We start from the raw sequence: 12,675 nt of genomic DNA on the forward strand, positions 1-12,675 counted from the left end.
GCGCCGGACAAAGGACGATCCGTGGGAACGACCATTTTCGAGCGGGCCAGGCCCGCCGCATCCGTCATCGCAGGCGCCCTCGCCGACACCCGCTCCGCGCCGTTCTGGCTGGACGACGTGTCTCCGCAGACCGGCTACCCGACCCTCCTGGCCGACCTCGACTGTGATCTCGCCATCGTCGGCGGCGGCTACCTCGGACTCTGGACCGCCGTGCTGGCTCAGCAGGAAAACCCGGGCGCTCGCGTGGTGCTGCTCGAGGCGCGCACGATCGGCTGGGCTGCGTCGGGCCGCAATGGCGGTTTCTGCGAGGCCAGCCTGACCCACGGCGAGGAGAACGGCCGACGCCGCTGGCCGACGGAGATCGACCGGCTCACTGAACTCGGCCTCAAGAACCTCGACGAGATCGAGCGGGCCGTCACCGAGCTCGGGCTGAACTGCGACTTCGAGCGCACCGGCGCCATCGACCTGGCCGTCGAGGAGCACCAGGTCGACTGGCTGCGTGGGGAACCGACCGGATCTGACAGCGTATTCCTGAATGCCGCGGCCCTGCGCGCCGAGGTCGGCTCGCCCACATACCTGGCCGGCATCTGGCACAAGCGAAGCAACGCGCTCGTGCACCCGGGCAAGCTGGCCACCGAGCTCGCCCGGGTCGCCACCGAACTCGGGGTCGAGATCTTCGAACACACCCCGGTGACGAACCTGGACACGCAGGGACTCACGCCGGCGCAGGGCACCCGGCTCCGCACCGAGTCGGCTGTGGTGCGTGCGACGAAGACCGCACTGGCGACCAACGTTTTCCCCTCGCTGCTGGCCCGCAACCGCCTGTCCACGGTGCCGGTCTACGATTACGTGTTGATGACCGAGCCGCTGTCGCCCGTTCAGCTCACCGCCATCGGCTGGCAGAACCGGCAGGGGCTGAGCGATCTGGCCAACCAGTTCCACTACTACCGGTTGAGCGCCGACAACCGCATTCTCTTCGGCGGCTACGACGCGATCTACCACTACGGAGCCCGGGTGCGGAGCGGCTACGAGAACCGCCCGGAAAGCTTCCAACGACTGGCCGGCCACTTCTTCACCACATTTCCGCAGCTGGCCGGGCTGCGCTTCAGCCACCAGTGGGCCGGCGCCATCGACACGTCGACCCAGTTCTGCGCGTTCTATGGCACGGCCCGCGGCGGACGGATCAGCTACGCCGCCGGGTTTACCGGCCTGGGCGTGGCCGCGACGCACTTCGCGGCGAAGGTCATGCTCGACCAACTGGCGGAGCGCAGGACCGAGCGCACCCAGCTGGAGATGGTGCGCGGGCGGCCACTCCCGTTCCCACCGGAGCCCCTCGCTTCGATGGGCATCCAGACCACGCGCTGGTCACTCGACCGCGCCGACCACAACCGAGGCCGCCGCAACATCATCCTGAAGACGCTCGACGCGCTGGGCCTCGGCTTCGACTCGTAGGGCTCGACAGCGCGCGTCGCACTCGGTGCGCGGCGCACGAACTGGTCAGCCGAACTGACCGCACCCCAGCTCGGGGCGCGCCCCGTCCGGCACGTCCAGCCCGTCCGGCACGTCCAGCCCGTCCGGCACGTCCCACCGCTCAGCGGCCCGGTGTTACCGGAATCTTTTTCCCACAAGACACCAGAGTTGTATGCAACAGTGCCCCAATTCAGGGTTCAACTCAGAGAAATATGGAATTCTGAGCACGGGGATTCGAGGAGATTGCATACAGTAAAACCCAATGGATCGAGTTCGGAACGGAGGGATGAGTCGTGAAGTCTTCCCTCCCCTCCTGGCAACCCCCCGGCGCACCTCATTGCTCCCCCGCCCCGTCGGCCCCGACGTCGGCCGACGATGAGCCCGTTCCCTCCGACGGATTCCGCGCCACGGCCCTGCTCGACCTGCGCGGTCTGCAGATTACCGAGAGCACCCAGACGGATGCCCCGGTCCTGGCCACGGGCATCTCCCTCTCGGTGGCGCGGGGTGAGGTCATCGGCCTGGTCGGTGTCACCGGTTCCGGGGCACGCGAGATCGCCCTGGCCATCGCGGCCCGGCTGCCCGAGCCGGCGGTAATCGCGGCCGGCTCCATCCTGATCGACGGCATCGAGCTTGTCGGGGCATCGCGGCGCACCCTCAACCGGCTGCGCGACACGAAAATCTCTCTCATTTCCCCTGCCGCGCCGACGGGCCTGGCCCCGGACCAGGTCATCGGCCGCCAGCTTGCCCGAACCCTGCGCCCGACAGGGGGTCTTTCCCGAACGGATGCCGCCCGGCATGCGCTGGAACTCCTCGAGATGGTCGGGCTGCCGGATCCGCAGGCGACGTCGCTGGTGGTTCCGACCCAGCTCGAACCGACCGCGCTGCTCCAGGTGACGATCGCGTCAGCGCTCTCACAGCACCCGGACATCCTGATCCTGGACGAGCCGACCCGCGCCGTCGAGGCTGCGGGCGAGCCCTCCGCACTGGAGGTCTGCCGCGGGTTCCTCCAGGAATTCGGACTGTCGATCATCGTGGTCTCCCGGAACCTCGGCCTGGTGGCCGCCACCTGCGACCGAATAGCGGTCCTGGAAGCGGGACGGGTCGTCGAGCAGGCTTCGGCGGCCGAGATCCTCGCTTCACCGCGGCATCCGCACACCCACAGCCTGCTCGAGGCGGCCCCCTCCGCGCGCGGCTGACTGGTTCCGGTTAGGCCGGTTCCGTCCCCGATCCGGACCGACCCGGCGACACGGCGTTGCGCGCTGCGAGGATGTGCGAGCGCATGGCGACTTCGGCCCAGAGTGCGTCTGCCGACCGCAGCGCCGTGAGGATGTCGCGGTGCTGGTGGTTGCTGCCGGCCCGGAAGGCGGCGGCGTCGCGGCGGAAGAGCGAGGCCATCATCGGGGCGCGGCCGACGGACGCGGTCAGGACCATCAGCTGGGTGACGCCCGACGCGGCCACGATGATGCGGTGGAATTCGGCGTTGAGCACGCCCAGCCGGTCGATGCCCTCGGCGTCGGCCCGGCACACGAACTTTTCCATGGCGTCAATCAGGAGGGCCAGCCGGTCGAGGTCGGCCGGCTCGATCCGCGCCGCCGCGAGGCCCGCCGCCCTGCTCTCGAGGGCCGCGCGAAGAAAATACGTCTCGCGGATCTGCTCGGTGGTCCATTCCACGACCGTGGCACCCCGGTTCGGCACGAACTCCACCAGGCCGGCCTCGTCGAGGCGGCGCAGCGCCTCGCGCACGGGGGTGCGGCTGACGCCGAGTTCCTGGGCCAGCGCCGTCTCCCGCAGCGTGGCCCTGGCGGGCAATTCCCCCGAGAGGATGCGCGCACGCAGGTTCGCGAACACGGTCTGTCCCCCCGTCACCCCCACTGTGCCCCTCCCCCGTCGATTGGCCTGACGGCCAATCCGCTTGCCACTATGTCACATCGCGGCCTCAGGAGAACGCGTTCAGGCCGGTCAGGGCCCTCCCAAGCACGAGCTGGTGGATTTCGTCGGTGCCCTCATAGGTGCGCACCGATTCCAGATTCGCCAGGTGGCGCATCACCGGGAATTCGCTGGTGATGCCGTCGCCGCCGAGGATGACGCGGGCCTCGCGGGCGATCTGGATCGCCTCGCGTACGCTGTTGAGCTTGCCGATGCTGATCTGGGTGGGGGTCAGCGTGCCGCGCTCCTTGAGCCGACCGAGGTGCAGGGCCAGCAGCACCCCCTTCTCGTATTCCACGAGCATGTCGGCGAGCTTGGCCTGGATCAACTGGGTGGCCCCGATCGGTTTGCCGAACACCTCACGGGTCTTCGCGCGCAGGATGGCGGCGTCGAGGCAGCTGCGGGCGGCGCCCATGGCCCCCCAGACGATGCCGAAGCGCGCCTCGTTGAGGCAGCCGAACGGCCCGGACAGCCCGGCAGCGCCGGGCAGGATCGCATCGAATGGCACCTGCACGGCGTCCAGGTGCACATCGCACTGGATCGACGCCCGCATCGAGAGCTTCTTGCCGATGGGGGTGGCGGTGAAACCGATACTGTCGGTCGGAACCAGGAAGCCGCGCACACCGGCATCCGTTTGGGCCCAGACGATCGCGACGTCGGCGATGCTGGCCAGGCCGATCCAGCGTTTGGCACCCTCGATCACCCAGCCGTCGGCGCCCCGGGTGGCGGTGGTCGTCATCGCGGCCGGGTCGCTGCCACCGGTCGGTTCGGTCAACGCGAAGCAGCCCACGAGCTGGCCGGCGGCCATGCCCGGCAGCCAGCTCTGCTTCTGCTCCTCAGACCCATACTTGTGGATGGCCGACATCGCCAGCGAGCCCTGCACCGAGACGAAGGTGCGCCAGCCGCTGTCAGCGGCCTCCAGCTCGAGGCAGACCAGCCCGTAGCTCACTGCCCCCGCGCCGGCGCAGCCGTACCCGGTGAGGTGCATGCCGAGGAACCCGGCCGCCCCGAGTTCTGGGATCAGCTCGGCCCGGAAGTGCTTCTCCTCGAAGTCGTCCTCGATGGTCGGAAGGATGCGATTGGTCGCGAAAGCGCGCGCCGCGCGCGCCCAGACGATCTCCTCCGGCTCGAGCAGGGCATCGAAGTCGAAAACGGTGTCGACCAGCGGGCTGGGCACAAGCGGGGTGGGGCGGGCTGCGGCGGTCACGAGAGTCCTTCGGGGGTCGGCGGAACACGAGCGAGATCTGGGCCTGGTACGGGGGCGAGCCAGTCGGCGCCCTCGTGCTCGCCCAGCCGCGGCGGGCACAGGCGGTAGGCGGCCGGGCGACCGGCGAGGTGGATGGGGTTGGCAACCTGGCGGCTGGTGCGGCCGGGCGCACCCAGTTCCACCACCGGGTCGAGCCCCAGCGCGGCGGCGAAGGCGAACGCCTCGTCGAGGGTGTTGATCTGGCCGGCCGGCACGCCGGCATCCGTCAGAACGCCCACCCAGTGCGCCGCTGGCTCGGGCCGAAGCCGGTCCTCAAGCATCTTTTTCAGCACCGTGCGGTGCCGCACCCGGTCGGCGTTACCGCGGAACCGGTCGTCGTCGGCCAGGGCGGGAGCCCCGAGCAGTCGCACCAGGGTGCGGAACTGGCGGTCGTTGCCCACCGCGATCACCAGCGGCCGGTCGGCGGCGTCGAACAGCTCGTAGGGCGCGATGCTCGGGTGCGCATTGCCCATCCGGGTCGGTGACTGCCCGGTCGCGAGGGTGCCCGAGGCCTGGTTGGTCAGGGCGGAGAGGAGGGTGGTCAGCAGGTCCACCTCCACCCGGTGGCCGGCGGTCCCGCTCGCGTCGGTCGCGTCACGCGCACGCAGGGCGAGCAGGATGCCGCTGACCGCATTGAGTCCGGACAGCACGTCAACGAGGGCCACCCCCACCTTGCTCGGCTCTTCGTCCGGGCGACCGGTGACGCTCATCAGCCCGCCGACAGCCTGTACGAGCAGGTCGTAGCCGGGCAGGCGGGCGCCGGCCCCGGCACCGAAGCCCGTGATCGAGCAGTAGACCAGGCTCGGATTGACGGCCCGCAGCTGCTCGAAGCCCAGAGCAAACCGGTCCATCACGCCGGGCCGGAAGTTCTCCACCACGACGTCGGCGGTCTCGGCGAGTCGCCGGGCCACGGCCAGTCCCGCATCGGTGCCGAGGTCGCAGACGACGCTGCGCTTGTTGCGGTTCACCGACCCGAAGTAGGTGGAGTCCCCCTGCGCGTCGACCGGCGGCAGCCACTGCCGGGTGTCGTCGCCGGCCGGGCTCTCGATCTTGATCACGTCAGCGCCGAAGTCGGCCAGCATCATGGTGGCGTAGGGGCCGGCCAGTACCCGGGAGAAATCCGCGACCCGTAGGCCCGCCAACGGCTGCCCGGTTGCGTCCTGCGGCACGACCCACCTCTGTCCCCGTCGACTCGGACCACGGGACTCCGCCAGTGGCCGCTCTGAATCCGATCCTACCGGGCGGGTCGTGACCCGGAGGCAGGAACTGCGAACGGGAACTCTCGGTGAAAGTTGGATCCATCGGTTCCGCGCGTTCGCTCGCGGACAGCACTATGGTGAGCACATTCTCGCTCTCCGGCTCGATCGGAAAGGTTCCCATGTCATCACACGCGTCATCCCAGAAGAAAGGGCTCGGCGACGCCGAGCACCTCAAGGCCCTCGGCTACGAAGACACCTTCCATCGTTCGATGTCGCTCTGGGGCAATTTCGCCCTCGGCTTCACCTACCTCTCGCCGCTCGTCGGCGTCTACTCGCTGTTCGCCCTGGCCCTGAGCACGGGCGGGCCACCCTCGATCTTCTGGCTGGTGATCGTGGGCACCGGCCAGCTCCTGGTGGCACTGGTTTTCGGCGAGGTGGTGTCCCAGTACCCGATCGCGGGCGGTATCTACCCGTGGACACGTCGTCTCTGGGGCAAGAGGTACGCCTGGATGACCGCCTGGGTCTACGTCTGGGCGATGCTCGTCACGATCACCGCCGTCGCGGAATTCGGCAGCGGGTTCCTCGCCAGCCTGATCAACGCGCCCGTCACCAAAGAGGTCACGCTCGGGCTCTCGGTGCTCTTTCTCGTCGTGGCCTTCGCGTTCAACTTCTCCGGCACGAAGATGCTGGCCCGCGCGGCCCGGATCGGACTCGCTGCGGAATTGATCGGCGTGATCGGTCTCGGCCTCTACCTACTCCTTTTCCAGCGCAAGCAGGAGTTCAGCGTCTTCTTCGACACCCTGGGAGCCGAGGGTGACGGCAGTTACGCCACCGCGTTCCTCGGGGCCGCGCTCGCCGGACTGTTCCTGTTCTACGGCTTCGAAGCCTGCGGCGACGTGGCCGAGGAGGTGCCCGACCCGGCCAGAGGTATCCCCCGGGCCATGATCCTCACCATCCTGGTCGGCGGCGTCTCCGCCCTGTTCTCGTTCGGCGGATACGTCCTGGCCGCGCCGGACCTGCAGGCCGTGGTCGACGGGACCGACATCGACCCGATCCCCGCGATCCTGGACGCGACCCTCGGCACGGTCGGTGCCACTCTGTTCCTCATCGTGGCGATCACGGCCTTCCTGTCCTGCGTGCTCAGCCTGCAGGCCGCGGCCAGCCGACTGATCTTCTCTTTCGCACGAGACGGGATGGTCCCCGGCAAGACCTGGCTGGGCCAGGTGTCCCCGCGCACGGCAGTGCCGGTCAACGCACTGATCGTCGCGTCCACGATCCCGCTGTTGCTCTGCGTTCTGATCTACCTGGGCGGCAGCACGATCCTGACCCAGATCACGGCCTTCGCGGTGCTCGGCATCTATGTCGCATTCCAGGCCGTGGTTCTGGCCGCGCTCCGCCAGCGCTTCAAGGGGTGGCGTCCGGCCGGGCCGTTCAGCCTGGGACCACTCGGGTTCATCGTGAACATCATTGCCCTTGCCTACGGGATCTCCGCCATGATCCTGCTGGCGCGCCCGGGCACGACCGGGGTGTTCCTCGACGACTGGATCGTGCTGATCGGTTTGGCTGTTGTGATGGGCAGCGGCCTGCTCTACCTCTTCATCGCGAAACCGCACACCACCTCGCACCAGCCGGAGGGCGACGCGATCGCGGTCGCCGCGATGCTTCGCGCGCACCCGCAGAACACCGATCGGGACGACGCCGCACGCACAGACGCACGCCCCACGATGGCCAGCGAGTGAGCATCCGGTATTAACGAGGGAAGGGCCCAGTCTTTCGACGGGCCCTTCCTGGTGCAGCCGGGCTGCGGTGGAACTGACTAGATGCTGTTCACATCGAGCGCGATGCCGGGGCCGAACGTGGTCGAAACGGCACCCTTCATGATGTAGCGGCCCTTGGAGGAGCTGGGCTTGAGGCGAACGATCTCCTCGAGAGCGGCGCTGATGTTCTCATTCAGCTGCTCGGCGGTGAAGGACACCTTGCCGACGACGAACTGCACGTTGGCGTGCTTGTCGACGCGGAACGCGATCTTTCCGCCCTTGATGTCGGACACGGCGCGCGCGACGTCAGGCGTCACGGTTCCGGTCTTCGGGTTCGGCATGAGGCCGCGCGGGCCGAGAACCTTACCGAGACGCCCGACCTTGCCCATGAGCTCCGGAGTCGAGACGGCGGAGTCGAACGAGGTGTAGCCGGCGGCCACCTTCTCGATGAGCTCGTCGCCACCGACCTCGTCGGCACCGGCAGCGATTGCCGCTTCGGCCGCGGGGCCCGTTGCGAAGACGATGACGCGGGCGGTGCGACCGGTGCCGTGAGGAAGGATGACGGTACCGCGAACCATCTGGTCAGCCTTGCGAGGGTCGACGCCGAGCTTGAGGGCGACCTCGACGGTCGAGTTGAAGTTCGCGGAGCCGGTCTCCCGGGCCAGGGTGACGGCCTCGGTCGGGGTGTAGAGCTTGTCTGCGTCGATCTTCTCGGCCGCGGCCCGGTAGGCCTTTGACTTCTGTGCCATGTTGAATCTCCTGTAAAACGAAATTGAGAGTGTGGTGCGAGCCTGGCTGGCTCTTCCACGTACTGCTGGTGGCGGGATGCCTGGGGAGGTGGTTAGGCCTCGACCGTGATGCCCATGGAGCGGGCGGTGCCGGCGATGATCTTCGACGCTGCGTCGATGTCGTTCGCGTTGAGGTCAACCATCTTGGCCTCGGCGATCTCGCGGACCTGGGCCCGGGTGAGCTTCGCAACCTTGACGGTGTGCGGGGTACCACTGCCCTTGGCGACGCCGGCCGCCTTCTTGATGAGCTCCGCCGCCGGCGGGGTCTTCAGGATGAAAGTGAATGAACGGTCGTCGTAGACGGTGATTTCCACCGGGATGACGTTGCCGCGCTGGGATTCCGTCTGAGCGTTGTACGCCTTGCAGAATTCCATGATGTTGACGCCGTGCTGACCCAGCGCCGGCCCGATGGGCGGTGCGGGGTTGGCGGCGCCGGCCTTGATCTGAAGCTTGATCAGACCGGTTACCTTCTTCTTCGGTGCCATTGTTCTTCCTTACTTTGTAATGACGAGCAGCCAGGGGCCGCTCTCCCGGTGGCCCGGACGGGCCCCGGTGAACTTGAATCCGTGGGGAGGGTGTTCAGACCCTTTAGAGCTTGGTGACCTGGTCGAAGCTGAGCTCGACCGGGGTTTCGCGCTCGAAGAGGGAAACCAGCACGATGAGCTTGCCGCTTTCCGCCTTGATCTCGCTGATCGATCCGGGCAGGCCCGCGAACGAGCCTTCCTTGATCGTGATCGTCTCGCCGATCTCGTAGTCGATCTCGGCCGGGAGGGCGCGGGTCGGGACCTTGCCGCCGTGTCCGCCGGTCTTGGCGGTGGGGACGTCCTGGATCTCGACGAGGCTCTTCAGCATGCCGAAGGCTTCCTCGAAGCGAAGCGGCGTGGGGTTGTGCGCGTTGCCGACGAACCCGGTGACGCCGGGCGTGTGACGCACCACGGACCAGCTGTCTTCGTTGAGGTCCATGCGGACGAGCACGTAGCCGGGGATGCGCACGCGGGTGACCATCTTGCGCTGGCCGTTCTTGATCTCGACGACGTCTTCCATCGGAACCTCGACCTGGTAGATGAAATCTTCCATGGCCATCGACTGCTTGCGGTTCTCGATGTTCGACTTCACGCGGCGTTCGAAGCCGGCGTAGGAATGAATGACGAACCACTTGCCGGGCTGGAAGCGCAGTTCCTTGCGGAATTCTTCGTAGGGGTCTTCGGGGGTCTCATCCGCGGCGGCCTCGGCATCGACATCCGTTGCCTCTTCAACGTCGACTGCAACTTCGTCTTCCACGGCCTCGACGGCGGCCTCGGCCTCGACGGCGGAGTCGATGTCGAGGGCCTCATCGACGAGAGCGTCGGCGTCGGGGTCAGCGGACTCGGCCAGCGCGTCGAGCGCGGCGTCGAGATTGACTTCGACGCCCATGCTCGGGTCGAACACGTGCACGGCGACCTGCTCGGCGGCCTCTACGGAGTCTTCTTCAGCGGCGAGGGTGTTGCCCTCCTGCGCCTCGTCCTCGGTGGGGGACTGCTCGGCGGCGGTGGCCCAGTCGACATCGTCGTGATTCGTGTCAGTCACTAAATTTCAATCCTTTTCTATTGCATGGGCACGAAACCGTGACCCAAACAGCGTTTGCCCTGAATTCTGCGGTGACTCTTCTTCTCTGATGCGTGGCTGCGACCGCTGGAAGCGGATGCGGCACCGGAAGCTGACTACCCGCCCGGCGTTCCGAACACGTAGGTGACGGCGAGCGCGAACACCCAGTCGAAGGCGGAAACGATGGCCATCATGATGACGACGAATACCAGCACGACACCCGTGTAGCTGAGGAGTTCCTTGCGGGTTGGAGTGACGACCTTGCGGAGCTCCGCCATGACCTGCTTGATGAACAGGGACATCCGAGCGAAAGGACCGCGCTTGGAATCGAGCGCGAGTTTCGCGTTTGCGACGATTTCCTCACTGGGTTCGTCGACAACTTTTCGGGCCACCAGATTACACCTTTCCTGTGCCGACGGAATGCCACCGACTTGCAGGGCGGACAGGACTCGAACCTGCAACCTGCGGTTTTGGAGACCGCTGCTCTACCAATTGAGCCACCACCCTATGGAACGAAATCAAGACTACCTCGTTACACTCGGACCTCGGAATGAACCGACAAGCGGGCGCAAAAAAGCATGGCAGAATTCAATTACCTCGACGAGTCTAGGTCACCCGGGGGCCACTGTAAAGCCGAGACAGCCCCAGCAGAACGAGGCGGCCCCGTATGCTCGAAGCGTGGCCCACGAATCCAAGCGCATCTCTACCCGAATCGGCTCCATTGCGGAGTCCGCGACCCTCAAGGTGGACGGCAAGGCGAAGGCCCTGCAGGCCGCCGGCCGGCCGGTCATCAGTTTCGCCGCGGGCGAGCCTGATTTCCCCACCCCGGAGCACATCGTCGAAGCCGCCCTACTGGCGGTCCGCGACCCGAAGAACCACCGGTACACTCCGGCGGCCGGGCTGCCCGACCTGCGTGAGGCCATTGCGGCCAAAACGCTCCGTGACAGCGGCCTGGCGATCTCGCCCAGCCAGGTGGTCGTCACCAACGGCGGCAAGCAGGCCGTCTACCAGGCCTTCGCCACGCTGCTCGACCCGGGCGACGAGGTGCTTGTGCCCACCCCGTACTGGACCACCTACCCGGAGTCGATCCGGCTGGCCGGCGGCGTGCAGGTCGACGTCTTCGCCGGCAGTGATCAGAGCTACCTCGTCACCGTCGAGCAGCTCGAGGCGGCGCGCACGCCGCGCACCAAGGTGCTGCTGTTCGTGTCGCCGTCCAACCCCACCGGAGCCGTCTACTCCCCCGAGCAGACGAAGGCCATCGGCGAGTGGGCCGAGGAACACGGCCTCTGGATCGTCAGCGACGAGATCTACCAGAACCTCACGTATGACGGCGTGCGGGCGACCTCGATCGTCGAGGCCGTCCCCGCGCTGGCCGACCGCACCATCCTGGTCAACGGCGTCGCCAAGACTTACGCGATGACCGGCTGGCGGCTCGGCTGGATGGTCGGCCCGCAGGACGCGATGAAGGCCGCCGCCAACCTGCAGTCGCACCTGTCGTCGAACGTGTCGAACATCTCCCAGCGCGCCGGGATCGCCGCACTCAACGGCCCTCAAGATGCCGCGATCGCCATGCGGGATGCCTTCAACCGCCGCCGACAGGTCATCGTCGCCGAGCTGAACATGATCCCCGGCATCGTCACGCCGACGCCGCAGGGGGCGTTCTACGTCTACCCCGACATCACCGGCCTGCTCGGACGCACCTGGGGCGGCGTCACCCCGACCACCTCCCTGGAGCTGGCCGACCTCATCCTGGACCAAGCCGAGGTGGCCGTCGTGCCCGGCGAGGCGTTCGGCCCCAGCGGCTACCTGCGCTTCTCCTACGCGCTCGGCGACGCGGCCCTGCTCGAGGGCGTGCAGCGCCTCCAGCGGCTCTTCGCCTAGCCCAGCGCGCCTAACGGCTCGCCGGTGAACCGACAGCTTTGGAGGGGGGGTCCGGAGCCCTCCTGCCCCCCCTTCCTGTAGGTTCGGCCGGGGCTGTGGACAATCTCCGGCACCCTGTCCGCGCTCGAGCGCCGCACCGCCATCCTGCGACGGATACCGCCCGGCGCCTTCCTCAGTCATCACACCGCCGCCCTGATCGTCGGCATTCCGCTGCCGCTGGTCATCCCCATCGTGCTGATCCTGCAGTTCATCTCCGGCGTCTACCTGCAGTTCTACCTGCTGCCCGACTGGCTGCAGAACGCGGCCAGCGTATTCCCACTGAAGTGGATGGCGCAGGGCGTGCGCGGAGTGTTCCTGCCCGACAGCTTCGCGAACCTCGAGCAGAGCGGTTCTCGGGACTTTCCGCTGATCGCGCTGAGCCTGCTCATCTGGCTGGTGGTGGGGCTCGTGCTCAGCCGGTTCACGTTTCGCTGGATCCGCAAGGACACCTAGGAGCGTGATTCCTGAACGGCTTGTTGTGTCGCTCGCGGAAGGTCAGAGCTGACCGCACCGCGTGGACACTGTCCATCACAGGATGAGCACCGGGCCCGGCGTCGAACCAATTCGACGGAGATTTTGGGCCAAACACCCGTTTTTGAGCCCAAACGCGCTGTTCAGAGTGAAATCTCCGTCGAATTCGTTCGGGACGAGTCGCGGCAGGACCCAGACTCCACCGACATGGCGTTTGCAGCGCACGTCCATCCCGCGTCGCGGTCCGCTGCGCGCCTGCGTCGGCCTCCAGAACAACCGCCTCGGAACCCCGAGCCGCGAACCCCCATCGCCCG

General features: G+C 67.3%; 12 protein-coding genes and 1 tRNA gene. 5 read left to right on the forward strand and 8 right to left on the reverse strand.

The window, feature by feature from the left end; genetic code table 11:
- Positions 1–21: 21 nt before the first annotated feature.
- Together E3O18_RS05290 and E3O18_RS05295 are read left to right on the forward strand one after the other, a co-directional pair.
- A complete protein-coding gene (locus E3O18_RS05290; RefSeq protein WP_134394863.1) occupies positions 22–1,452 on the forward strand; it encodes an FAD-dependent oxidoreductase in 1,431 nt (476 codons plus the stop codon).
- Between the two features lie 311 nt (positions 1,453–1,763).
- Positions 1,764–2,666, forward strand: coding sequence for an ATP-binding cassette domain-containing protein (locus tag E3O18_RS05295; RefSeq protein ID WP_134417673.1), 903 nt, complete (start codon positions 1,764–1,766; stop codon positions 2,664–2,666).
- 10 nt (positions 2,667–2,676) lie between these two features.
- Here the strand turns inward: E3O18_RS05295 and E3O18_RS05300 are convergent, their stop codons facing one another.
- The 3 genes from E3O18_RS05300 to E3O18_RS05310 all read right to left on the reverse strand — a co-directional run bounded on the left by E3O18_RS05300 (position 2,677) and on the right by E3O18_RS05310 (position 5,811).
- Positions 2,677–3,336, reverse strand: a complete 660-nt coding sequence (locus tag E3O18_RS05300) for a GntR family transcriptional regulator (RefSeq protein WP_134394861.1) — start codon at positions 3,334–3,336, stop codon at positions 2,677–2,679.
- A 70-nt stretch (positions 3,337–3,406) separates the two neighbouring features.
- Entirely contained in the window at positions 3,407–4,531 is a 1,125-nt protein-coding gene (locus E3O18_RS05305) for an acyl-CoA dehydrogenase family protein (protein ID WP_241976474.1), read from the reverse strand.
- Positions 4,532–4,599: 68 nt separating this feature from the next.
- A complete protein-coding gene (locus E3O18_RS05310; RefSeq protein WP_174722032.1) occupies positions 4,600–5,811 on the reverse strand; it encodes a CoA transferase in 1,212 nt (403 codons plus the stop codon).
- Positions 5,812–6,020: 209 nt separating this feature from the next.
- Here E3O18_RS05310 and E3O18_RS05315 point away from each other — a divergent pair, with 209 nt between their 5' ends.
- On the forward strand, positions 6,021–7,580 hold the full coding sequence (locus E3O18_RS05315) for an amino acid permease (RefSeq protein ID WP_134417674.1): 1,560 nt from the start codon (positions 6,021–6,023) through the stop codon (positions 7,578–7,580).
- Positions 7,581–7,657: 77 nt separating this feature from the next.
- Here E3O18_RS05315 and rplA read toward each other — a convergent pair whose 3' ends face one another.
- From rplA to E3O18_RS05340, 5 genes are all read right to left on the reverse strand, one after another.
- Complete coding sequence (gene rplA, locus E3O18_RS05320; protein WP_104100759.1) at positions 7,658–8,347, reverse strand: 50S ribosomal protein L1; 690 nt, start codon at positions 8,345–8,347, stop codon at positions 7,658–7,660.
- A gap of 92 nt (positions 8,348–8,439) precedes the next feature.
- A complete protein-coding gene (rplK, locus tag E3O18_RS05325; protein WP_134394859.1) occupies positions 8,440–8,871 on the reverse strand; it encodes a 50S ribosomal protein L11 in 432 nt (143 codons plus the stop codon).
- Between the two features lie 103 nt (positions 8,872–8,974).
- Positions 8,975–9,952: a transcription termination/antitermination protein NusG gene (gene nusG, locus E3O18_RS05330; protein ID WP_134394858.1), complete on the reverse strand. Its 978-nt coding sequence runs from the start codon at positions 9,950–9,952 to the stop codon at positions 8,975–8,977.
- 134 nt (positions 9,953–10,086) lie between these two features.
- Positions 10,087–10,362 (reverse strand): preprotein translocase subunit SecE, encoded by a 276-nt coding sequence (secE, locus tag E3O18_RS05335; RefSeq protein ID WP_104170385.1) that lies wholly within the window; start codon positions 10,360–10,362, stop codon positions 10,087–10,089.
- 42 nt (positions 10,363–10,404) lie between these two features.
- A tRNA-Trp gene (locus E3O18_RS05340) sits at positions 10,405–10,477 on the reverse strand.
- Positions 10,478–10,648: 171 nt separating this feature from the next.
- On the opposite strand from E3O18_RS05340, the gene E3O18_RS05345 reads away from it, so the two are divergent.
- Together E3O18_RS05345 and E3O18_RS05350 are read left to right on the forward strand one after the other, a co-directional pair.
- On the forward strand, positions 10,649–11,851 hold the full coding sequence (locus E3O18_RS05345; protein ID WP_166784524.1) for a pyridoxal phosphate-dependent aminotransferase: 1,203 nt from the start codon (positions 10,649–10,651) through the stop codon (positions 11,849–11,851).
- A gap of 231 nt (positions 11,852–12,082) precedes the next feature.
- Positions 12,083–12,343, forward strand: a complete 261-nt coding sequence (locus E3O18_RS05350) for a hypothetical protein (protein ID WP_134417676.1) — start codon at positions 12,083–12,085, stop codon at positions 12,341–12,343.
- Positions 12,344–12,675: the final 332 nt, after the last annotated feature.

Origin of the sequence: Cryobacterium sp. TMT2-42-4 (assembly GCF_004402645.1) — a bacterium.
Lineage (GTDB): Bacteria > Actinomycetota > Actinomycetes > Actinomycetales > Microbacteriaceae > Cryobacterium > Cryobacterium sandaracinum.